Raw genomic sequence first — 23,236 nt, 5'->3', positions numbered from 1 at the left:
CTTTTCTATTTTCAGTATATCAAAAGAAGATTAGTTTTTCACTAATCCTCTTATATATTCGTTAATTAATACTGTAAAATTCAAGATTTCCTCGTTTTTTTACCAATTTTAAGTAATCTTCACCAGACAGAAGGGCTAAACCATCATCATAAGATTTGATTTTTTCAAGAGCTTGATCATAGCTATCTACAAAGTCCTTGACATAGGATTGCCCTTCAAATTGTCCATTCATCTTGGTGTAGATAATAGCGAATTTTCCTGAGCGATCCAGTTGAGATTGCCCTTGGCTTTCGTTTAAGGCCTTAGCAACATTTTCCGCGATGCGTTTAATCACAGGAACGACCACGCTATTCCCAGCTTGTTTGTAGAGCTGACCGTTAGAAACGCCTTCTGGAATTTTAAAGGATTTAGGATAGCCTTGAACATTAAAGGTTTCTTTGGGAGTCAACTTCCGAATCTCGCCACTGTCTGTCAGAATCAATGGAACATTGTGTCCACCTGTTCCCATATTTGCTGTTAGGGTTGGAACAACACCGTTTTTATTTTCACGGACATACTGACGGCGCCACTGGTAGACCGTATCTTGGCTGGTGACTTCAAATTTCAACTGATCGTAGAAATTTTGCTTGCCTTCACGGTAGTAGTAGACCTCCTCTAGCTTATCGCCGAAGTTAATCACATCCTGAAGAGAAGTCGTGAGCTTGATTTCCTCTGGGAATTCAAACAAGTCATAAGCTTCCTTGGTATTAAAGCCAACAATGTAGATACGCTCACGGTTTTGTGGAATATTTCCGTAGTCTTTTCCGTTGAGAACCTTCCACTTGATAAAGTAGTTGTTCTCGGTCAAGGCTTCACGAATAACCTTGAAGGTATTGCCGTGATCATGACCGACCATGTTCTTGACATTTTCAATGAAAATAGCGCGAGGTTTGCATCCCTCAATCATGCGAAGCAATTCGAAGAAAAGATCGCCACGATCATCATCAAATCCCTTGCGATAACCCGCAATACTAAAGGCCTGACAAGGGAAACCTCCCATAATCACATCCACGCGCTCAGCTGGAATGTCCTCTGGCTGAACATCGTGAATATCACGACCATCTAAATAGGTATCTGGATGGTTTAACTGATAAGTCTGACGCGCATACTTATCAAACTCATTGGCATACACCACTCTGAACTCGTTGGTCTGTTCAAATCCCAACTCAATTCCCCCAACACCTGAGAAGAAGGCTGCAATGTTGTACTTCTCAGGCCGGTTCGAACTTACAGAATTTGTCATGTAGTTACCTGCTTTCTAAAATAAATAACTAAATATTATGACGGTTTATATAAAAATCAACATTATGGAATCCTTCTACCAACACAACCCCATGTAAAAATTTCCTTTCCAAGCTCAGTCCATTTTGAATCAATAAATGTATTTATTACAAATTTTTCAAATATAAAACTTAAATCTTCACCACTCTCTAAACTTTTCTTAGAAAGGTATTCAATAACTTTTTCCAATAAACCACCTTGACTAATAATAACCTTGGAAATATGTAAGCTTTCTATATTTTCGCTTACTTTAAATGATTCAACACAATCTTTCCAACAAGCATAATAGTTATCATTATATGTTTTATTTCCTCGATAGATACCCTCTTTCATATCAAAGTAAAAATACAAATCTAATCTTTCTTCATACAATCTACTTAAAAACTTTATAGTATTTTGTGCATAAGTTTCTCTACTATCATATATTTCTTCAATGAGTTTTAATGGAATTAAGTTCTCAGCTTCGTGGACACCCTGCTCAGCTAATGAAATACATTCAAAAAACTTTCTATCTTTTGAGTCTATTTTCTCCAGTACAGCTTTTAACGTATCACCTATTTTATCCCCGGGATATTTTTGGTCGCCATCAAATATACCAAGTAATAATCTGTTTTCTTGATTAATTAACCCATCAAATAAACCAGCAGAATTTCGTCCACCTCCGGGGGCCATATCAAACGAAAGGTGACAATTTATTCTATTTTTAGAAGCAAAATAGAGTCCAATATAGTGATAAAATTTAAAATCGGTTAAATCTTCAACTATAAGTTGTGTCTTCGATAAAAACTCTTTTTTAAGAATATCTGATACTGTAATAATATGAGAATTATCACATTCGATACCATTATTAGCAACAATTGTATAGTATCTACTTACAACTTTTTTAAATTCTTTTGTTTCAAGGATTTTTCTTCTCAGATCACCAAATAACCTACGAGCATTAACCTCAAGAAGTGTACAGTTTTTTAAGTAATCTAGCACATCACGATCTGCAATAATTACGTTTAATCCTTTTCTCCTATTTGTCGCTAAACTATTTAGCATAGAACATACGTCTGGGTCTTCCTCTGTTAATAAATGCAGACAACTTTTATGAATTTCAAATATCATTTTAGAGATAATTCCCCTCATCAAAGAATCCAATAGGCCAGTTTTCAAGAAACCCTTCCTTATCATATGACGCGGACTCAACGATTGTTTCCATTTTCCCATTCCTCTTTGAAAAAATTTGTATGTTTACATCTTCGTTTCCTATTTTTTTATTGTAGATTAAGTCTCCAATTTTGTTAATAATTGTTTCACTGTGAGTTTCAATAATAAATCGGAAATTACGATTAGCCAAACTACATATCGCTGAAATCAGCTTACTTTGTAGTTTTGGATGTAAATGAAGCTCTGGCTGTTCAATAATAATTGTAGTAGGGTATCTCGACAAATAAACTCCTTTCTTCGGATTATTAGCAATAAACCAAAGTTGAGTTACAATTGGAAGGATTTGACTATAGCCAAATCCAGTGTCAGACAGGTTATAACGGTCTTGATCTCCACTTTTTCTAATATAAATAGACACATATCCTTTATTAATACCATCGTAACCTATTACATCTTTTTCTACTTGGAAGCCTAAAAATTCATTTGTCCATTTTTGAAATTGTTGAAACATTTCATTATCAAGATTATACAAAAAGTCAACAAGATTCCCACCACTAGAGTCTACTTCTTCAATTGATAAATTTCTTAACCTATAATATCTTTCAGCAGTAGCTCTAAGAGGAGCAATGTAAATAGAATTATTAAAATAAGACGTGATATAGTTATCAGAAATTTTTAAAATCATCTCTAAAAATTTAATCATTAGCATATCTTTATAAATTAATAACTCGTTTTTTGATAATTTCTTAACTTTTGTAATTTCAAACTCTTCATTAAATTCATGGTCTATTATAAATAACTTTACTAAATCTTTTTTAAGAATGTCATTATATTCTATATATGTCGGTAAATCATCACTGTCTATTTCTTTAATTATTGTTCTTAATTCTTTCTTAATAATCTCTTCTGAATCAAGTAGATTATTAAGATGAAAAATACTATCTAATCTATATAAAAATACATTATCTGAAGCAAGTAATCTATATTCTCTATCACCGATATTAATTTTCTTATTTGAAACATTGATCGTTATATCTTCACCAAATATAGGAACAATTACTCTTGAAATTGCCTCTAATCCATCACCATTATTTTTTTCTAAACAAATAGAAATAGTTGTCTTCCTGAATTTAGGTATTTCTAACCAATAATCTTGTATCTTTAATTTATAAAAACGAGAAAATCGTGATAGTTCATTTCTAGTAATGTTAAATGAAAATGAAAATTCCATTTTATCGTTTCCCTCTTGATTATTGAGCGCAGTTTCAAAATCACCAAAATCTACGTCATTTTGATCATAACCGCTCCAAAATAAAACACCTCGAATCTTTCTATTAATAGTTTGTTTTAATAAAGGAAAAAAGCGTAGAAAAGTACTTTTACCCGAGCTATTAGAGCCCAAAATAATATTTAATGGTTTAATTTCCAAATCCCCAGTATCTACAAGGCTTCTTAAATTCTTAAGTCTAATCGAATCCATATATCCACTCCACTTCTTTTGTTTAGTTATAGAAATCAAATAACTCCCACACTACTTACCAACTTCTTCATCTCATCAATGCGTGCGACGGTCGCGTCGTATTTCGCTTGGTAGTCGGCTTGTTTGTCGCGTTCTTTTTGGACAACTTCTGGTTTGGCATTGGCTACGAAACGTTCGTTAGAGAGTTTCTTGCCGACCATGTCCAGTTCTTTTTGCCATTTAGCCAGTTCCTTGTCGAGTCGAGCGAGTTCTTCTTCGACATTGAGGAGGTCAGCGAGTGGCAAGTAGATTTCTGCTCCTGTGATGACGCTTGACATTGCGAGTTCAGGTGCAGGGATGGTTGATGCGATTTCCAAGTGTTCTGGATTTGTGAAGCGTTTGATGTAGTTGACATTGCTGTTAAAGAAAGCTTCCAAGTCACTATCGCTTGTCTTAACAAGGATTGTGATTGGCTTGCTTGGTGCAACGTTTACTTCAGCACGCGCATTACGAACTGCACGAATCAAGTCTTTAAGACTTTCCACACCAGTGTGGGCAGCAAGGTCTTCAAAGGCTGGGTTGACAGTTGGGTATTCTGCTGTAACGATAGAACCTTCTGAGATTTGTCCAAAGATTTCCTCTGTCACGAATGGCATGATTGGGTGAAGGAGACGAAGGATCTTGTCCAAAGTGTAAAGGAGAACAGAACGTGTGATGACTTTCTCTTCTTCATTGTCGCTATAAAGGACTTCCTTGGTCAATTCAACGTACCAGTCCGCAAACTCATCCCAGATGAAGTTGTAGAGGATGTGTCCAGCGACACCAAACTCAAACTTATCAAAGTTAGCAGTAGCTTTTCCGATGGTTTCATTGAGGTTGTGGAGAATCCAGCGGTCAGTGACATTTCCAGCTTCCTTATTGACAACTTTTTCCACATTGGCAGTTGCTTGCTCAAGAGTCAAGCCTTCATTGTTCATGAGGATGTAGCGAGAGATGTTCCAAATCTTGTTAATGAAGTTCCATGAAGCATCCATTTTCTCGTAAGAGAAGCGCACGTCTTGACCTGGTGCAGAACCATTTGAAAGGAACCAACGAAGGGCATCCGCACCGTATTTCTCGATGACATCCATAGGATCAATCCCATTACCAAGAGATTTAGACATCTTGCGTCCTTGCTCGTCACGGATAAGACCGTGGATCAGAACGTTTTGGAATGGCTGACGACCAGTGAATTCCAAGGATTGGAAGATCATACGAGACACCCAGAAGAAGATGATGTCGTAACCTGTAACCAAGGTTGAAGTTGGGAAGTAACGTTTGAAGTCTTCTGAGTCGACATCAGGCCAGCCCATGGTTGAGAATGGCCAAAGGGCTGAACTGAACCAAGTATCCAAGACATCTTCGTCCTGAGTCCATCCGTCACCTTCTGGCGCTTCTTCACCGACGTACATTTCACCCTCAGCATTGTACCAAGCAGGGATTTGGTGACCCCACCAGAGCTGACGAGAGATAACCCAGTCGTGAACATTTTCCATCCATTGAAGGAAGGTATCGTTGAAACGCGGAGGGTAAAATTCTACCTTGTTCTCTGTGTCTTGGTTGGCAATGGCATTTTTGGCCAATTGGTCCATCTTGACGAACCATTGAGTAGACAAGCGTGGCTCAACCACTACACCTGTACGCTCTGAGTGACCAACACTGTGGACACGTTTTTCGATTTTAACAAGGGCACCGATTTCTTCCAGCTTAGCAACGACTGCCTTACGAGCTTCAAAACGATCCATGCCTGCAAATTCGAAGGCCAGTTCGTTCATGGTTCCGTCGTCGTTCATGACGTTGACTTGTGGCAAGTTGTGACGTTGACCAACTAAGAAGTCATTGGGATCGTGGGCAGGTGTGATTTTCACGACACCGGTACCAAATTCAGGATCTGCGTGCTCATCACCAACGATTGGAATCAGTTTATTAGCGATTGGAAGGATGACATTTTTACCAATCAAATCCTTGTAGCGTGGGTCTTCTGGATTGACCGCAACCGCAACATCCCCAAACATGGTCTCTGGACGAGTTGTCGCAACTTCAAGGGCGCGTGAGCCATCTTCCAGCATGTAGTTCATGTGGTAGAAGGCACCTTCGACATCCTTATGGATAACCTCGATATCAGAAAGGGCTGTGCGAGCTGCTGGGTCCCAGTTGATGATAAACTCACCACGGTAGATCCAACCTTTCTTGTAAAGGTCCACAAAGACCTTACGAACAGCTTTGGACAAACCTTCGTCAAGAGTGAAACGCTCACGAGAGTAATCTACAGAGAGCCCCATCTTGCCCCATTGTTCCTTGATAGTAGTAGCATATTCGTCTTTCCATTCCCAAACCTTATCGAGGAATTTTTCACGACCTAGGTCATAACGCGTAATACCCTCACCACGTAAGCGCTCCTCAACTTTAGCCTGAGTCGCAATCCCCGCGTGGTCCATCCCTGGAAGCCAAAGGGTATCAAAACCTTGCATACGTTTTTGACGGATAATGATATCCTGCAAAGTCGTATCCCAAGCGTGACCAAGGTGAAGCTTACCAGTTACATTTGGTGGTGGAATCACGATAGAATAAGGCTTAGCCTTTTGATCGCCTGAAGGCTTGAAAACATCAGCATCAAGCCATTTTTGGTAACGACCAGCCTCAACCTCGGCTGGATTGTATTTAGGTGAAAGTTCTTTAGACATGCGTTTGTCCTCTCTCTATTTTGTTCATTTTATTTTGAATTTGCTTAGCAGCTTCTTTTGCAGTCAAACTCGTATTATTTATTTTAAAGTAGTGGTGTAACTCATTCGGTTGATGTTGGGAATTTAATTGAAGTGTTTCAGCGGTCTCTAAAATTTCTCTTTCAGATATCTCAATATGCCGTTTCAAGGGCTTGTGCTTCAACCGGTTCCCCGTTCGATTTCGACGTAAACGCTCTTCAATACTTGTTTCCAACTCAACAAACAGAATCTCTTGATGAAAGTTATCCAATAAATCCTGAATTTGCTTTAAATACATCAGCTGGTACTGATTTGAAAAATCAATTACGTCAGTTAAAATTACTGATCGCTGATTTCTTGCACTTGCTCCAAGGAAAGAAAAGGTAATTCCACGAACAAATTCCCACATCTCCTCGGTATAATCCTGATAGATTTCTAGTGCAAAATCGATGGCTTGATGGTTATAAAAGAGGGTAGAATCCGTCAGTCGAGATAGTTCTTGACCAATCGTCATTTTTCCTGAGGCCGGAGCACCAATGATGAAAAGATGCATCAAATCACCTCCCACTCACTCCTCAGCAAACCATATATCAGACTGTCACAGCGGTTGCCTTGAGCATCTTTTCGGTCTCTTATGCGAGCTTCGAGAGTAAAGCCAAGTTTCTCTGCGACTCGTTGACTTTGGGTATTGTAACCAAAGCAAGAGAGTTCAATCTTGTGAAGATCCAAATCTTTAAAGGCTAAGTCAATCAAGGCAAGCGCTGCTTCTGGTACATAGCCTCGACCCCAATAGTCTGGATGCAAGGTATAGCCAAGCTCTAGCACATCATCCGCATAGCGGTGGTTGAAGTCAACCGAACCAATGACTTTATCTGTTCCTTTGACGACAAGCCCATAGCCAGCTGGGAGATTTTCCTTTTGATTGCGTTCGGGAAGGATATGCTCTAGATAGTAAACCTCATCTTCCAAGGTCTTGACTGGAGGAAAGCCTGCTGGATAGGCGACCTCTGGGAGACTAGCGTAGGTATGGATATCCTCAGCATCTGCCACTGTACGAACTCGTAGGACGAGTCGTTCAGTTTCTAATCGTTCTGGTAATTCAGCTCTTGACATCCTTCATCCTCGCTTTCTACAAAAAATCGCCCCTGCCATCTACATGACAGGGACGAATGTGTTTATCCGCGGTACCACCCAATTTCGGGCAGCGCCCGCAACTCTTGTCTTTAAAATAAAAAGACAGTAATATTTCATTTTTCATCCATCAGCAACCAGTTTTGACACATTTGTGGACTTCTCAGCACCGCCACTTTCTGTAAAATGTGGGATTCAAAACACCTCTAATGGCTCTATTGTAGCAAGATTTTTTCGGAAATGCAAGGCACAAGACAGATTACTTGAACTTGATGCCATTTTCTTTCAATTTCTTAATAGTAGCTGGTCCGATTCCTTTCAAGGCAAGGAGTTCTTTTTCAGTCCAGTTTTTGAAATCTGACGCAGACTTAATGCCTTCATCATAGAAAGTTTTGGCACGGTCAAGTGGAAGTCCACCCAAGTTTGCTGCAAAATCTTCTACAGAATTGGCTACTTTTTGAGCTTGCTCTTTGGTAGCTTCTACTGCTTGTTCAACCTTTTTAGAAACAGCCTTACCAGCTTGGCTTGCTGACTGTTCTGCACGTTTTACGACTTTTTTTGTCTCTTCTACAACCTTAGTCACAGTACTTGAAAAAGCACCTGCACGACGGAGGCTATTTCGTAATTGTTTTTTACGATTGAGTTTCTTTGACATGATAAAATCCTTTCAATAAAAAACCCCTGCTCTGACAAGGATTTAATATAAATATTCTATCAAGATTTTAGTAAAAAATCAAGAACCTATCTTGTTTAATAATTTCGCTCACCAAACAAGCCTTCTGGCAAATCATGGAATCCCTTGCCTGCTTTGAAGTTTTCAAACTTACCAAGCAAGAACTGATAAGCATCCAAGCGACTTTCGTAGCGAATCATGGCATCTTTGGCACGCTCGTCTTGGTCTTCTTCGTAGACTTTTTGGCTTTCCTTGTGCGCCATGTCATTGATCATAATCTGGGTATTGACCCAGGCTTCAAATTCCTTCATAAATTCTTGTTCGTAACTCATTTTTTCTCCTTATTCTAATCCACGGAAATAGTCCGTATCAATCTCACGGTAGGGCTGAATATCCTGAACATACTCCAGCACTCCTTGGAATTCTCCCTCTTCATCGTGCACTGCTGCGTAGGTGATGTGGACAAACTTACCTCTCGACTCAGACTTGAACCACATTTCATACTTGTCTTTACTTCCCTCACGAAGCCCCTTCATGATGGTCTTTACCTTGTCCAAATACTTAGGCGGATGGCAAAGTTCAACATTACGCCCGACTTGGGACGATGTCCGTTTGAAAATCATCTCATCAGCTGGCGTATTGTCATTGTAATACTGGAAAATATCATCTTTATTGACAAAGGTAATTTCCATGGGGAGATGATTGAGGATGAGATTGGCCTGCTCGACTGAGAGATAGCCATTGCCAAAAGCCTGTTGACTATGGCGGTCCAGCACTGCTTCCTTTTCCTTAGGAGTAAAGGTAATGGTAAACTGTCCTTCTGGCGTATCGATAACTTGTTGAACTTGACCCTCTGCCGTATCTAACTGTACAGGCTCCTCTGCACTCTTTTCCTCAACAAAGCTCTGACGTTCTGGCACCCATTTCTCAGACGGACGGATGATGGCATAACCATAGGCGTCACTCTCCTCCGCAATCTGAAGCCAGTCATCCTGAGTAAAGGACTCAAGGAGAATCATGAGAAGGATGGACTCTTCCTTGAAAACCATACTTTCAAACTCTGTCGCAAAGGCTTCAAAATCTTCTTTTACACTGCTAATCGACACTTCTGGCAATGACTTAGCTGTCGCTACGGCTGTCTGAAAGAGCTCCCTAATCTGGTCATCCACTCCCCACATAACTTTTGGAGGTGAATCGTGTCCATAGCGCTCCATGATAGGAAAGAAAAGTTCTTCTTTACGTTGGTAATGAATATCAAATTGACCTACAAGTCCCATCTGACGAACCAAGCCCTTTCGCATCTCCGCCAGCATTTCTTCATCTTCCATAGACTCATAGGTATCTAACAATCTACGAATGCGAATCAAGGCAGCACGGAGGGCCAGATTTTCATCCTTGAAAACGCGAACTGGGTGGCCAGGGTGTTCGGTATCTGAAACTTCAACACCTTTAATAGCATTTTTAAAAAGATTGGCATGGACATCACAGAGTTCCATGACATCTTCAAAGGTAACACCTGAGTCTGAGTTCATCAACTCGTGCTCCATAAGGGAAATCTCGATTGCTGAAACACCTGTAAAAGTCGCATCAAAGCGCTCCTGAACTGATTCAGGAGAGGCGCCATTATGCAATTCTAACAAAATATCCCGTAGGACATGAATCCGTTCATCTGCCATTAGTCTAACCCAATCACTTCGTAGCCATTCGCTTCCAGAGTGCGAACAATCTTGTCCATAGGAGTTCCTTCAAGCTTAGAACCCTGTTTGAGTGATACTTTGCGACCGACTGTGTTGCGCATCAAGGGATTAGCAAGCGGTTTAAAACCGAGCTCAACTAGAATTTCCAAGACTTCTGGATGCTTGTCCACCACTTCTGCAACAGGAATTGACACATCGATGATATTGTCCATGACGACCTCCATTGTATGTTCTAAAATGATTTTTCTGCTTATATTATACCATATGGAAAGAGATTAAAAAACCAGCAGTGGAGTTCCTGCTAGTTTCTTTCATTTTCAAGTTATTCCTTATCCTCTGGCTTAATGAGCCACCGAGCCGTATCCATTAGCTTATCTGCAATAAAGAGTTTTCCCAGACCGACAACGGCATGGTCATCTTTCTTTTCGTTTTCATTACTTTTACACCTTGCATGGTCAAAAAGTAATTACCATAGATTTTAGCAAAAGCTTTGATAGGGTTCATCTCACTCACCCTCGATTATTTCAACCTCTTTTCGGATTGTTTCAACATCTTCTTGATATTGAACTTCACTATAGTTTACTAGTTTGGACAACTCTTTTTGTAGCCTTTCACCCATTGTTTTCATAGTTGCAAAGGTTAATCCTCCAGAAATCAAACCACCTAGAATTGGAACTACGATTCCCAATCCTTTTGTCAATCCTCCTTTTGTCAAGTTAACACCGAAAACTTTCAAGACTTTTTCCAAAACAGGATACCAAATCGTCTTTGTAAATGCTTTTTTGTTCACTACATTTATCATTTTTTTAGTTACTATAACACCACTAAAGCGAAGTAGAGCACCTGCACCATCAACCCCTAACATCACACCAAGATACAGTAAAAGTGTTTTTTGGGCTTCTTCACTCAATTCCTCTCGTGAGGACCAAAGATCATCAAAGCCGTATATATAACCTATTTCTTGAGCTAATTTCAGAGAAAAACCGTAAAATTGAGCAACATCAGTGGGAATAGTAATAGCCATGGCAATCCCACCAGGTAAACCTGCCAAAATAGAAGCCCCACTCGCGAGTAATACATTTTCATTAATACAAGCCTTAGCTACTCGGTCCAAGGTTGCTTTAGGTAACATAGTAGCCGGACCTTGTTCTATTAACTTATTAAGGTTCTTGTGCCCTAATTCTTTGGAAAACTTTTCAACTAAAAATTTCTCACGGTCAACTTTGACTACAGGCAATTTCACCACTTGTTGTAGCACTTGCATTGCTATATCTTTTTTAGCCATATGTATCTCCATTTTTCATTCATATCAAGTTTTATCATATCATACTATTTGAGATTTACAAATTTTTAAACCGATTTTTATAAGATAAATACATCGTCAAATACCAATTATCTTACTCTGACAACTAAAAAAGAGGGTTGTCCCTCTTCTTTAGTTCTTATCAAAATTGCGTAGCATCTCGTCAATCTTGTTTCCATACTCGATGGATTCATCTTTGACGAAGATCAAATCTGAGAGATATCACTTTTTTATTCATAACGATGCTTAGTTCCTATCATTATAAATCCATAATTTCTTTTTTCTTTCGATCAAACTCTTCCTGAGATAGTATCCCTGCATCTAAAAGAGATTTTAGTTTTGTAAGGGCTTCGATTTGTTCATCTAATGATAAACTTGGTTTCATGGCTTTTTCATCTAAACCTTGTGCCATATTCATACCAAAAATCATCCCTGCACCATCACCTAGACCATGTTGCTCCACTCCTGATGCAATTTTTTGTTGTGCTGCAATATTAGAAGATTTCTGCGATACATCATCATAAGCTTTTAAATTCATCTTATTTGATGAAAATTGTTTAACCAATTCCTTAGATTCTGGTGAAAACTCAATATTAGCAATGGCAACTTTTACAATCTCAAATCCAAAACGTTCTTTCCAAGTCCCTGCATACTGTCCATCATTTGATACTTGTTCCGCAAGAACTGCAGCTTGTGAGGGTAATTGTGAAATACGATAAGTTGTTGACAAAGAATTAAGTGCAACAATAAAAGATTGGAGAAATTCTGTCACTATTTGTGATCTAGCTTGAGCGCTATCAAAGGTATAATAAGTCACGTTGGCAGGAAGAAAGTTTCTGATAAATTGCTTAGCATCTGTAATTTGGATAGAAAATGTTCCAAAAGCACGTACTTCTAAATCTGTCCCATAAAACAAATCATTATACATGACTGGACCACGAGTCCCAAATTTAATATCACGAAGTTCTCTCAAATTAATAAAGCAAATCTGTTTTTGCTGATCACTTTGACCACCGAATCCAACACGATTAACAACATTGTCAAACAGTGACTTTTTCAATCCATCACCGTTAAAAACACTGCTCTCACCATTTTGGTATTCATATCCACCTGGTTCTGTAATAATTTCCTCGATACCAGACTGACTAAAGATAAAGGCAGCAGTATTTTCTGGAATAAAAATCTTGGATCCGTTGGAAATAACACCTACAGATCCCTTCGTATTGACACCCCTACCATTATTACTTTCTTGAACAATACCGGGACTTACAGCTGTATGTTCATCAAAAGCTTGAACTGTGATAATTTCTTTCCACTGATCTGCAAATGTCCCACCGATAGAATCTGTGATTGCTTTTATCAACCCCATTTAATTGCCCCCTTATAAACTCTGCTCCATATCACAATAGGCACATCTTACTGTTTGCTTCACTTGACCTGACAAAGGTGCTCCACAAAAGCTACACTTGGTTGAAATCTTTTCTGGCTCTGCATCCTTAATCCCAAGCCCTGCTTTAAAAGTGTCAAATGTATCCTTAAATGTTTCTGCCAAAACATCTGCTCCAAACAAGCTACTATCTCCCAAGGTTTCAAAATTACTTGTATCACCTGAAATCAATTTAATAATGTTCCTAGCCCACTTGTCAGTATCCTTAGTATTATTAAATGCAAAGATAGCTTGTCCGCCATTATAATAAATTTCCAGCCGTTTCACACCATTGGTTTTGGTTACTGAAACTTGAGGCTTCCCTTCAAAAATTTTAATCTGGTTAATGGGTATGGTAACTTGATCTTTTTTCCTCCCCAAAAACTTTTTTTGATATGTATTAAGTGTAGATTCGTTAAAATTAATTCATCTGTAGCCAAACCATTTTTCCCAAAACTCACATGGTCACTATTCATAACCATGTATTCATGTGGCAATAATTGATAATCCATATTGAACTCCACTCTTCCTATTAAAGACTAGCTTTCCACTGCTCCACTTGTTCATGTAGATTATCACGATAATCTTTTAGAGTCTTAATCACTTCTTCTTTTCCTTGAATCGGTGCTTTCTTGAGTGGACCATATTGTTTTTTCAGATCTTCCATCTCTTTTTTAGTGCTATCTTTCAGTTCTTGGATAGCAGCACTATCTTCTAAAACAGTCCCTTTAAAGGCTTCGTCTGCTTCTGTATAGTAATTATCGATTATTTTCTCATTCATAATCAAGTAATCTTCATAGGTTTTTATAGACTCAATTGTCGTATCGCTAACATCTTGTGGGTTAAAATCGCTTGAACTGAGTTTTTCTTTTGCTTTAGCAAACAACCCTTTCTTCTCAGAACTACTAGATGAAGCTTCTGTTTGATTCTCACTAGAAGAGCTACTTGTTTTTTCAGAAAGAGAACTACAAGCAACTAGAGTAGAGACGGAAAGACATAGCAAAGCTAAACGACAAACTTTTTTTACATTATTCATTGATAAAATCTCCTTTTATTTATGAAATCATTATATCATATTTACTAAAAAAAAAAGCATTTTCTATTTAGCTAACCTTTAAAAATACAGAATCACTTTTTTAAAAGAATATTTTTTCCATTTCAAATTCCACCTATTTTACCCACCAAAAAAGAGGGTTCCCCCTCCTTTTTAGTTCTTATCCAGATTGCGTAGCATCTCGTCAATCTTGTTTCCATACTCGATGGACTCGTCTTTGACGAAAGTCAAATCTGGGATTTTGTACAATTTCAAATTGCGACCAAGTTCACGTTTGATGGTACCAGTTGCTTTTTCAAGCCCGATTTGGGCTTTTTGATTATCTGAAGCAAGGTTACTCAAAATGGTGTAGTAAACCTTGGCAACAGACAAGTCACCCAGCATCTGAACATCTGTGATGGTCACACCTTGGACACGCGGATCACGGACTTTCTTTTGCAAAATCTCATTGACTTCACGCTTGATTTCCATGCCCACACGATCCGTACGGAAATGATTTGCCATGATATTCCTTTCTCTACTTTGAACCAAAAGCTAGGCCAGCAGACCTAGCTATTTTTAAACTTATTGATTTTCAGTTCAAATTGAAACGAAGTTCAATTTGAAATCATCTGCTTCTTTCGCCGTGGTGAAAGTGATGGAACTGATTTATCAGTCCCATCACAGGGGATTTTTGAGACCCTAGGTTCAAAAATAAGCAATGAAACCATCGGTTTGCTTGCGTCCCTCACCACCTAAGAAAGGAGCAAAAATCTTATCTTTTAATTTCTTCCATGACGTAGGCCTCAATCACATCATCAGTCTTGATATCATTGTAGCCGTCGATCATCAATCCACCTTCACGACCGTTTGTAACTTCTTTGACGTCGTCTTTATAGTGTTTCAAGCTTGCGAGTTCGCCATCATAGATAACAACACCGTCACGGATAACACGGACTTTTGAGTCACGGGTAACCTTACCATTGATAACCATGAATCCACCGATAGTTCCCACTTTAGACACCTTGAAGGTTTCACGAATAACTGCTTCACCGATAACTTTTTCTTCAAATTCTGGATCAAGCATCCCCTTCATGGCTTCTTCCATCTCTTCGATAACCTTGTAGATAATGCTGTGGAGACGGATTTCCACATCGTCAGCTTCGGCTTGTTGACGAGCTTGTGGTGTAGGGCGTACGTTGAAACCAACGATAAAGGCATTTGAAGCTTCGGCAAGGGTCACGTCAGATTCATTGATAGCACCGACCGCTGAGTGAACGATGGTAACTTTGACACCTTCCACGTCTATCTTTTGAAGTGATGCAGAAAGGGCTTCAACAGAACCCTGTACATCGGCCTTGATGATAACATTAACTGATTTGAGTTCACCAGCTTTAAGGGTATCAAAGAGGTTTTCAAGGCTGACACGTTGGGTAGCTTGACGTTGTTTCATAAGGGCACGTTTGGCACGTTCTTCACCGGCTGCACGCGCAGATTTTTCATCCTCGTAAACAGCAAAGTGGTCACCCGCCATCGGTGCTTCGTTCAAACCTGTGATTGAAACTGGTGTTGATGGCCCTGCAACCTTAACACGACGACCAAGGTCGTTGGTCATAGCACGGACACGACCGAAGGTATTTCCGACAACGATTGGGTCTTGAACATTCAAGGTACCTTGTTGCACAAGAAGGGTTGCTACCGCACCTTTTCCTTTATCCAAGCGCGCTTCGATAACTGTACCGATAGCACGCACTGTTGGGTCTGCCTTAAGTTCTTGGATTTCAGCCACAAGAAGGACTGTTTCCAACAATTCTTCGATGTTTTGGTTGAATTTAGCTGAGATTTCAACAAATTCAGAATCTCCACCCCAAGCAGTTGACATAACACCATGCTCTGCCAATTCACCGATAACGCGTTCTGGGTTAGCACCTGGTTTATCAATCTTGTTAATGGCTACGATGATTGGAACGTTAGCCGCTTTTGAGTGGTTAATGGCTTCGATAGTCTGAGGCATAACCCCGTCATCTGCCGCTACGACCAAGATCGTAATATCGGTAACAGAAGCACCACGCGCACGCATAGATGTAAAGGCCGCGTGTCCCGGTGTGTCAAGGAAGGTAATCTTCTTGCCATTTTCCACGATTTGGTAGGCACCGATATGCTGAGTGATACCACCTGCTTCACCTGTCGCAACACGAGAGTTACGAAGGGTATCTAGGAGTGTTGTTTTACCGTGGTCGACGTGTCCCATGATAGTTACAACTGGTGGACGCTCTACTAATTCATCTTCATTGAGATAACCATCTTCGACAAAGAAACGTTCGATGTCGGCATTATCCACTTCAACTTTTTGTTTGGCTTCGATACCATAATCCACCATGAGGAGTTCAATTGTTTCCCCATCCAAGGATTGGTTTTGTGTGGCCATGACACCCATCATAAAGAGTTTCTTAACGATTTCAGCTGGTTCACGTTTGATACGTTTTGCGATTTCCGCAACGGTCATACCATCTGTGTATTCAAATTCTGTTGGCAATTCATGGAATTTACGCTCCGTAACAGGTTTTGGAGTCTGATTACGGTTGTTCTTGTTATTGCCTTTTTTGTTCTTTTTGTTGTTATTCCAGTTACTATTCTTTTGATTTCTCACTTGATTTTGACTACTTCGATTCTTTTGTTGTTTTCTAGGACCATCTTCTTCGTGATCATAATCGTCACGTTCTTTGTCTGGTCGAGCTTGTTTTTTACGACGTGTATCCACTGGCGCTTCTTTAGCTACAGGAGCAAGTTCAACCACTGCTTGAACTTGCTGTTCTTGTTGCGCTTGTTCAGCTAACTTAGCCACTTCTTCAAAGATTTCCTCTGGCTCCTTGCGTTTGTTTGCTTGGGCCAAGGCTTCTTTGGCAGCCTGAGTCTGCTTGAAACGTTCCTCACTTGAACGTGCGTACTCTGCATTTTGCTCTGCTTTTAGGGCTGCTGCACGGGCTTTAAAGTCAATACGTGGAGCCGCTTGATGTGGACGTTTGTCCTCTTGTTGACGGCGCTCATTTCCACGATTTTGCTGACCTTGCTGTTTCTTAGCTTGGTCATTAAAGCGACGATTGTCGCGATTGCCTTGACCTTGTTTTCCACCATTGCGGCCGTCGTTTTTCTGACGGTTCCCATTTTGTTGCTGGTCACGGTTATTGCCCTTATTTTGCTTGCGTCGTTCTGCCTGTTCTTTGGCACGAGCTTCACGCTCAGCCTTAAAATTACGGCTTTGCGGTTTAGCTGCCACTTTTTCTGCCTTCGGAACGACTGGCTCAGCTGGTTTTGCCTCTTCCTTAGCTACAGCTGGTTTAGCTGGCTCAGATTTTTCGGCTTTCTTTTCTGCACTTACTTTTGGTGTTGCAGGTTTTACTTCTGCTTTCGGAGCAGCTGCAGGCTTAAAGCTGGCAGCGATTTTTGCAGCGACAGCTTCTTCCACACTTGATGAGTGGCTTTTCACATCCAAGCCCAACTCTTTTGCACGCGCTACAACTTCTTTACTTTCTTTTCCAAGTTCTTTTGCGATTTCGTACAATCTTTTCTTAGACAAATCATGTCCTCCTCTTCTATTCCATAAGAGACCTCATTTTCTTTGTAAATCCAGCATCTGTTACAGCCAAAACCTTTCTCGATTTCCCGACTGCTATGCTTAATTCCAGTGTTGAAAACACGGTTACAATTTCTACTTGATAATAATGACTTTTATCTTGAATCTTCTTGGTCAGATTGGGTCCAGCATCATGGGCTAGAAAGACCATCTTAGCCTTGCCGTCTTGAATGGCCTTGACCACTAATTCTTCACCCGATATAATCCGCCCTGCTCGCTGAGCAAGTCCCAAGAGATTGCTTATCTTTTGCTTATTCAAGTCCTAACTCTCTTCTTTTTACTTTGTGATCCACATAAGCGATCAACTCGTCATAAAAGCTTTCTTCCACTTCCATGTCAAAGCTACGGTTAAAGACCTTCTTCTTTTTAGCCTCTAAGGCTTCTGCATTGTCTAGCTTGATATAAGCGCCACGGCCATTGGCCTTTCCTGTCGGATCGATAAAGACTTGTCCTTCCTTGTTCTTGACAATGCGGAGCAAATCACGCTTATCAATCACTTCGTTAGACACAACAGACTTGCGCAAAGGGATTTTTCTCGTTTTCATCTTTCCCTCCTCTAGCAGCTTTTATTCTTCTACAGTATCGTTTTCTGCTTCCAAATCTACCGAACCAGCTTCTTCCATGGCTTCAAATTCGCTAGCAGACTTGATATCGATACGGTAACCAGTCAAGTGAGCTGCCAAGCGAACGTTTTGTCCACGACGACCGATAGCAAGAGAAAGCTTGTTATCTGGAACAACCACCAAGGCACGTTTGCTGTCGTTTTCATCAAAGATAACTTGGTCAACCTCAGCAGGAGCGATGGCATTGTAGATAAATTCAGCTGGATCTGCTACCCACTCGATAACGTCGATATTTTCTTCGATTGGCACCATACGGTCGCTCTTGGCATCATAGCGAGCTGGGTGGAATTTGCTAGTGATTTTCTTGATGTTAGCTCCACCACGTCCAACGATTGTACCAATAGCGTCCACGTTTGGATTATGGCTACGAACTGCAACCTTAGTACGGTCACCAGCTTCACGAGCTACGCTCATGATTTCAACAGTTCCATCATAAACTTCTGGAATTTCTTGCTCCATCAAACGTTTAATCATTTCTGGATGACTACGACTAACAAAGACGTTGACACCGCGAGGGTTGTCTTCAACCTTGTAGACATACACTTCGATACGATCATGTGAAGCAAAGACTTCTCCAGGAATTTGGTCTTGTTTTGACAATTGGGCTTCGATGCTACCGAGGTTGACATAGATAAAGCGGTTGTCAAAGCGTTCTACTGTACCAGACATGATTTCTTGCTCATGTTCTTTGTAAGTATTGTAAGTGATGGCACGTGTTTGCTTGCGCATTTTTTCCATGATGGTTTGTTTGGCAGATTGGGCTGCTACACGACCAAACTCGGCAGGTGCTTCTTCAAACTTGATTTTGTCACCAAGTTCATAGGCTGAATTAATGGCAAGAGCATCTTTCAAGCTGATTTCCAAACGGCTATCAAATACTTCATCAACAACTTCACGGACAGTATAAACGGTAAAGTCACCTGTTTTTTCGTTAAAGTCAATGGCTACGCTGTCTGATTGACCATAGCGTCTGCGATAAGCGGAACGAAGCGACTCTACTACTGCGTCGATGATGTCTTCTTTTTTGATTCCCTTGTCTTCTTCCAAAATGCGGAAGGCCTCTAGCATTTCTTTACTCATGTTTTCTTCACTTTTGAATCCTCAAAAGCTATCCTTTCTTTTTCTATAATTTAACTGCTAAACGTGCTTTTGATACTAAACTGTATGGAATTTGGACAGTTTTCTTACGCGTCTTGTCCATATATTCCATGGTCAACTCGTCCTCTTCAAAGGCCAACAAGGTTCCTTCAAAGATCTTTTGCTTATCGATGGCTTGGTAGAGCCCGACATGGATGTATTTCCCAACCGCTCCAGCAACGGCATCCTTGGTTTTCAAAGGACGTTCCAAGCCTGGACTGGTAATTTCTAGGAAATATTGTTCTGGGAAGGGATCGGGCTTGATAGTGTCTAGGACAGGACTGATAATTTCTGTCAAGTCTGCCGTGTCGTTCAAGGTAATTCCTTCAGGTTTATCTACAAAAATACTGAGAATCATGTCACTGCCAATCTTTCCATACTCGATATCCACGAGTTCGAAAGGAGCTTCTATGACAGGTTCTACAACTTCTCTGACTAATTCTACGATTGTTGCGATTGCGTCCACCTCCTCATAAGCAAGAGGCGAAGATATTTCCCCGCCTCTCTTTCTCATATTCTTACTATTAGTATAGCACGTTTGCCAACTTATGTAAAGCAAAAGCACTTATACAGCCTGATTTTAGGCTATTTCTTAAAATTCTGCCTCAACTCGGTAGATAACTTGACCCTTGTTGGAGAATTTTTGCTCGTATTCTGTCATGACATTGCCTTCAAAATCACTGGCATGTAAATCAAGCCAGACACCATTGAGCTTCATGCCATACTGAGAAAAGCTAACTAGGCTGTACTCAAACAAGCCACGGTTATCCGTCTTGAAATGAATTTCTCCATTTTCAGGTAAGATACGCTTGAAGGTATCCAAGAAGGTCTTGTAGGTCAAACGACGCTTTTCATGGCGTTTTTTAGGCCATGGATCTGAAAAATTCAGATACAAGCGATCAATTTCGCCATCTTCAAAGTAGTCAGTCAAGTCAGAACCATCTACCCACAAGAGCTTAATATTAGGTACTCCAACTTCAAGCACCTTGTCCAAAGCATAGCTCAAAACAGACTTTTGAATATCAATCCCGATATAGTTGATGTCAGGGTTTTGCTTGGCCATACCTGAAACAAAGGCACCCTTTCCACTTCCAACTTCCACATGAATGGGATTGTCATTGCCAAACAGGTCCCGCCATTTTCCCTTGGCTTCCAAGGGATTGAGGACCACATACTGGGGATTTGCCTCTAGTAATTCTGTCGCCCCTTTACGATTTCTAACTCTCATCTTCTCTTTCCATACTTGTCTCGGAAGTGACGCAAGCCATGAATCTCCCGATTGACATTTTCTAAATCTTGGTTCATATAATACTTGGAAATCTGGCTCAAATAAGACAATTGACCGTACCAATACAATTTACTTAATACCGTTTTATTGTACTTGTAACCGTAGTAGGTCAACCATTCCTTCCACTGATGTTCTGGAATATAATGACAGAGCATATGGGCCACATCAAACATGCGGTCGGTCAAGCGAACCGAATCCCAATCTACCAAATAAATCAAGCCACTATCTGTCTCAATCCAATTACTATGTCGTACATCTCCATGGACAATGGTCGCATGGTCCTCTCTAAATCCTGGAATAGTCTGACGTAAATCAGCCATCACTTCACTGATAAAATGATTTTTACGCAAAGCATCTGGAGCCGTTTCCTGCCAAGACTGTAGTAAATCTACAGGTGTTTCCATGGCATATCCCAAACGACTCAACTGTGTCATCAACGGACGTGAGCGATGAAGACGGGTTAAGATATTGACGATTTGTTTACGATTCATATCATAGGGGGTCAATATTTTGCCTGTCAACCATTCTTGAGCACACATATCACGCCCATCTGCCAAACGGCGACTCCATAATAATTGTGGAGCAATTTGTTCTCTAGCTAGACCAGGTAGGATTGGAGAGGTGTTCATTTTTACAAAGATGCGCTTTCCATCAGGATAGCTACCCATATAAGCCTTGCCACTTTTCCCAGGTATGGGAGTCAGTGTTAGCTCATTATCACCCAAATCCATTTCTTTCCTCCGTATAAAGTTTCCTTACTATTCTACTAGTTTTTGGCCTATTCGTCAACCGCTCCACACCCTATTCTCAAAGAAAAGCATCTCAATTGGCTCAGGCTATCATTATAACTTGAAAAAGGTAAGCACAATCTCCTACTTACCTTTTCATAATTTTTATAAATAATATAAGAGTGGCCAACTGTTGTAAAACATGTGGACTAGAGTAGAAACCCATAAGTTTTGGCTCTTTTTATAAGCAAAGCCCAGTAACAAGCCCCCAAGTAGATAAAAAATAAACGAAGAGACATTAGAAGGTCCATGCATGAAAGAAAAGAGAGAGGAAGTTAGCACAAGCCCTAACCAAGAATTGTCAAAAACGGCACCTTGAAGAAGTCCTCTGAAAATGAGTTCCTCCTGGATGGGACCAAAAACTGAGGAAGTCAAAATCAAAGACAGAGAAATTCCTCTGCTGACTTCCGCCAAGTGTTGAACTCCCGCGCCAGAAGAAACAGCGAAGAAATGAATATAAACCAGCGTCTCAAGTACACTTAGAAGAAAGATTGCAATGAAAAGCAAAAGGTCTTTCTTGCTTAACATCCCAAAAGAAATCATTTCAAACTTTCTAGCATAAGCAACACTCAGCGAGGTTACAAGAAGACTTACAATAATCAATTCATATTCATTTTGAAAAAAATCCCCGTGGTTAATCGTATAAGGAACTGTAATGACGATTAGTAGTACTAAAAATCCAAAACAAAAGGCATGAAATTTATCAAAAAACTTCATAAAATTATCCTCCTCAACAAACAAACTTCCCTACAAGTCATCCTTTAACTCTAGTCTTTCCAAAACAAACCATTTTATACTCTTCGAAAACCTCTTCAAACCACGTCAACGTCGCCTTGAATTATATATGTGACTGACTTCGTCAGTTTCATCTACAACCTCAAAACACTGTTTTGAGCAACCTGCGGCTAGTTTCCTAGTTTGCTCTTTGATTTTCATTAAATATAAGTTAAGAGTGGCAAACTGTTGTAAAACATATGGACTAGAGTAGAAACCCACAAATTTTGGCTCTTTTTATAAGCAAAGCCCAGCAACAAGCCCCCGAAAAGATAATAGCAAAACGAAGGAATATCATAAGGTTCATGCATTAAAGAGAAGAGAGAGGATGTCAGCACAAGCCCTATCCACGAATTGTCAAAAACCGCACCTTGAAGAAGCCCTCTAAACATGAATTCCTCCTGGATAGGTGCCAAAACTGTGGCACTTACAATAAAGGAAAGCGAAAGTCCTTTACTAGCTTCCTCAAGATGTTGAGCCGAAGCACCAGAAACAACTGAGAAAAAAGCATGATAGCTAATACTTACCAGCACAGTGAGAAGAAAGATTCCAATGAAGAGCAAGAGTTGTTTCTTGCTTAAAATCCCAAAAGAAATCATATCAAACCATTTAGCATAGCCAAAACTAAGGAAAAGCAAGAGACTCTTTATAATAATGAATGTGTACTGGTGTTGAAAATAATCCCCTTGATTGACGGAATATCCCGCTGCACCAACGATGGCAAATACTAAAAATCCTAAAAACAAGGCATGGCACTTATTGAAAATGGCCATAAAGCTATCCTCCTCATCAAACAGACTTCCCTACAAGTCATCCTTGAGCTCTAATCTTTCCAAAACAAACCATTTTAGCAACCAAAATCCGACCACATAGCCAGCCCCTAAGAAGATAGCCATTAAAGATAACATGGGATTTAGGAAATAAAAGACCACCACAGATACAAAGGTTAGCACAAAAACATTAAAAGCAATGGTGTCAGAAGCCAAGACTAGAATATAAGGTGTCATCCAGTCTAAGGTTTTGGAATCTAGGAAAAATAAGTGTTTATACATGATGA

26 protein-coding genes and 2 pseudogenes are annotated in these 23,236 nt (G+C 40.0%); all 28 read right to left on the bottom strand.

Annotated features, from left to right (window positions below; genetic code table 11):
* Positions 1-61 precede the first annotated feature (61 nt).
* Positions 62-1,282: a DNA cytosine methyltransferase gene (locus SK578_RS02235; RefSeq protein ID WP_042750231.1), complete on the bottom strand. Its 1,221-nt coding sequence runs from the start codon at positions 1,280-1,282 to the stop codon at positions 62-64.
* Between the two features lie 62 nt (positions 1,283-1,344).
* Positions 1,345-2,430, bottom strand: coding sequence for a hypothetical protein (locus SK578_RS02230; protein WP_161683518.1), 1,086 nt, complete (start codon positions 2,428-2,430; stop codon positions 1,345-1,347).
* Position 2,431: 1 nt separating this feature from the next.
* On the bottom strand, positions 2,432-3,952 hold the full coding sequence (locus SK578_RS10220; protein WP_050491232.1) for an AAA family ATPase: 1,521 nt from the start codon (positions 3,950-3,952) through the stop codon (positions 2,432-2,434).
* 35 nt (positions 3,953-3,987) lie between these two features.
* A complete protein-coding gene (locus tag SK578_RS02220) occupies positions 3,988-6,654 on the bottom strand; it encodes a valine--tRNA ligase (RefSeq protein WP_042750227.1) in 2,667 nt (888 codons plus the stop codon).
* On the bottom strand, positions 6,647-7,225 hold the full coding sequence (locus SK578_RS02215; RefSeq protein ID WP_042750225.1) for an AAA family ATPase: 579 nt from the start codon (positions 7,223-7,225) through the stop codon (positions 6,647-6,649). The genes SK578_RS02220 and SK578_RS02215 overlap by 8 nt, the downstream gene beginning before the upstream one ends.
* Complete coding sequence (locus tag SK578_RS02210; RefSeq protein WP_042750223.1) at positions 7,225-7,785, bottom strand: GNAT family N-acetyltransferase; 561 nt, start codon at positions 7,783-7,785, stop codon at positions 7,225-7,227. The genes SK578_RS02215 and SK578_RS02210 overlap by 1 nt, the downstream gene beginning before the upstream one ends.
* Positions 7,786-8,062: 277 nt before the next feature.
* Positions 8,063-8,458: a helix-hairpin-helix domain-containing protein gene (locus SK578_RS02205; RefSeq protein ID WP_000038635.1), complete on the bottom strand. Its 396-nt coding sequence runs from the start codon at positions 8,456-8,458 to the stop codon at positions 8,063-8,065.
* A 95-nt stretch (positions 8,459-8,553) separates the two neighbouring features.
* On the bottom strand, positions 8,554-8,808 hold the full coding sequence (locus tag SK578_RS02200; protein WP_000119707.1) for a DUF1912 family protein: 255 nt from the start codon (positions 8,806-8,808) through the stop codon (positions 8,554-8,556).
* Positions 8,809-8,817: 9 nt separating this feature from the next.
* Positions 8,818-10,152, bottom strand: a complete 1,335-nt coding sequence (locus SK578_RS02195) for a DUF438 domain-containing protein (RefSeq protein ID WP_042750221.1) — start codon at positions 10,150-10,152, stop codon at positions 8,818-8,820.
* Positions 10,152-10,385, bottom strand: coding sequence for a DUF1858 domain-containing protein (locus SK578_RS02190; RefSeq protein ID WP_000368739.1), 234 nt, complete (start codon positions 10,383-10,385; stop codon positions 10,152-10,154). Before SK578_RS02190 ends, SK578_RS02195 begins: the two co-directional genes overlap by 1 nt.
* 110 nt (positions 10,386-10,495) lie before the next feature.
* Positions 10,496-10,677: pseudogene (locus tag SK578_RS10820) on the bottom strand (hypothetical protein).
* 1 nt (position 10,678) lies between these two features.
* Complete coding sequence (locus tag SK578_RS02180; protein ID WP_042750219.1) at positions 10,679-11,458, bottom strand: hypothetical protein; 780 nt, start codon at positions 11,456-11,458, stop codon at positions 10,679-10,681.
* Between the two features lie 150 nt (positions 11,459-11,608).
* Positions 11,609-11,695 (bottom strand): annotated as a pseudogene (locus tag SK578_RS10415) (30S ribosome-binding factor RbfA); the annotation flags it as partial.
* Positions 11,696-11,735: 40 nt separating this feature from the next.
* Positions 11,736-12,845: an SPFH domain-containing protein gene (locus SK578_RS02175; RefSeq protein WP_042750218.1), complete on the bottom strand. Its 1,110-nt coding sequence runs from the start codon at positions 12,843-12,845 to the stop codon at positions 11,736-11,738.
* Positions 12,846-12,857: 12 nt separating this feature from the next.
* Positions 12,858-13,190, bottom strand: a complete 333-nt coding sequence (locus tag SK578_RS11165) for a C1 domain-containing protein (RefSeq protein ID WP_235228614.1) — start codon at positions 13,188-13,190, stop codon at positions 12,858-12,860.
* Between the two features lie 14 nt (positions 13,191-13,204).
* Positions 13,205-13,414, bottom strand: coding sequence for a hypothetical protein (locus SK578_RS11160; RefSeq protein WP_235228612.1), 210 nt, complete (start codon positions 13,412-13,414; stop codon positions 13,205-13,207).
* Between the two features lie 20 nt (positions 13,415-13,434).
* Positions 13,435-13,938 carry a hypothetical protein gene (locus SK578_RS02165; protein WP_001067003.1) on the bottom strand — a complete coding sequence of 168 codons (504 nt, stop codon included), beginning with the start codon at positions 13,936-13,938 and terminating at the stop codon, positions 13,435-13,437.
* A gap of 171 nt (positions 13,939-14,109) precedes the next feature.
* Complete coding sequence (rbfA, locus tag SK578_RS02160) at positions 14,110-14,460, bottom strand: 30S ribosome-binding factor RbfA (RefSeq protein WP_001273601.1); 351 nt, start codon at positions 14,458-14,460, stop codon at positions 14,110-14,112.
* A gap of 250 nt (positions 14,461-14,710) precedes the next feature.
* Positions 14,711-17,512: a translation initiation factor IF-2 gene (gene infB / locus SK578_RS02155; RefSeq protein WP_042750214.1), complete on the bottom strand. Its 2,802-nt coding sequence runs from the start codon at positions 17,510-17,512 to the stop codon at positions 14,711-14,713.
* A 16-nt stretch (positions 17,513-17,528) separates the two neighbouring features.
* Positions 17,529-17,828: a YlxQ-related RNA-binding protein gene (locus SK578_RS02150; protein ID WP_001041392.1), complete on the bottom strand. Its 300-nt coding sequence runs from the start codon at positions 17,826-17,828 to the stop codon at positions 17,529-17,531.
* Positions 17,821-18,114, bottom strand: a complete 294-nt coding sequence (rnpM, locus tag SK578_RS02145; protein ID WP_000857557.1) for an RNase P modulator RnpM — start codon at positions 18,112-18,114, stop codon at positions 17,821-17,823. Before rnpM ends, SK578_RS02150 begins: the two co-directional genes overlap by 8 nt.
* A gap of 21 nt (positions 18,115-18,135) precedes the next feature.
* Complete coding sequence (nusA, locus tag SK578_RS02140) at positions 18,136-19,272, bottom strand: transcription termination factor NusA (RefSeq protein ID WP_000032285.1); 1,137 nt, start codon at positions 19,270-19,272, stop codon at positions 18,136-18,138.
* Positions 19,273-19,315: 43 nt separating this feature from the next.
* Positions 19,316-19,795: a ribosome maturation factor RimP gene (gene rimP, locus SK578_RS02135; RefSeq protein ID WP_042750210.1), complete on the bottom strand. Its 480-nt coding sequence runs from the start codon at positions 19,793-19,795 to the stop codon at positions 19,316-19,318.
* A 126-nt stretch (positions 19,796-19,921) separates the two neighbouring features.
* Positions 19,922-20,557, bottom strand: a complete 636-nt coding sequence (gene trmB / locus SK578_RS02130; protein ID WP_001266094.1) for a tRNA (guanosine(46)-N7)-methyltransferase TrmB — start codon at positions 20,555-20,557, stop codon at positions 19,922-19,924.
* On the bottom strand, positions 20,554-21,348 hold the full coding sequence (gene ccrZ, locus SK578_RS02125; protein WP_042750208.1) for a cell cycle regulator CcrZ: 795 nt from the start codon (positions 21,346-21,348) through the stop codon (positions 20,554-20,556). The genes trmB and ccrZ overlap by 4 nt, the downstream gene beginning before the upstream one ends.
* 162 nt (positions 21,349-21,510) lie before the next feature.
* Positions 21,511-22,122 (bottom strand): CPBP family intramembrane glutamic endopeptidase, encoded by a 612-nt coding sequence (locus SK578_RS02120; RefSeq protein WP_042750206.1) that lies wholly within the window; start codon positions 22,120-22,122, stop codon positions 21,511-21,513.
* 218 nt (positions 22,123-22,340) lie between these two features.
* On the bottom strand, positions 22,341-22,952 hold the full coding sequence (locus tag SK578_RS02110) for a CPBP family intramembrane glutamic endopeptidase (protein WP_033681343.1): 612 nt from the start codon (positions 22,950-22,952) through the stop codon (positions 22,341-22,343).
* A gap of 30 nt (positions 22,953-22,982) precedes the next feature.
* Positions 22,983-23,231 carry an immunity protein BlpZ gene (gene blpZ / locus SK578_RS02105; RefSeq protein ID WP_042750201.1) on the bottom strand — a complete coding sequence of 83 codons (249 nt, stop codon included), beginning with the start codon at positions 23,229-23,231 and terminating at the stop codon, positions 22,983-22,985.
* Positions 23,232-23,236: the final 5 nt, after the last annotated feature.

This window comes from Streptococcus mitis (assembly GCF_000722755.1).
Classification (GTDB): domain Bacteria; phylum Bacillota; class Bacilli; order Lactobacillales; family Streptococcaceae; genus Streptococcus; species Streptococcus mitis_CM.
The sequence above is the reverse complement of the archived record's forward strand: the minus strand, read 5'-3'. Positions and strand labels throughout refer to the sequence as shown.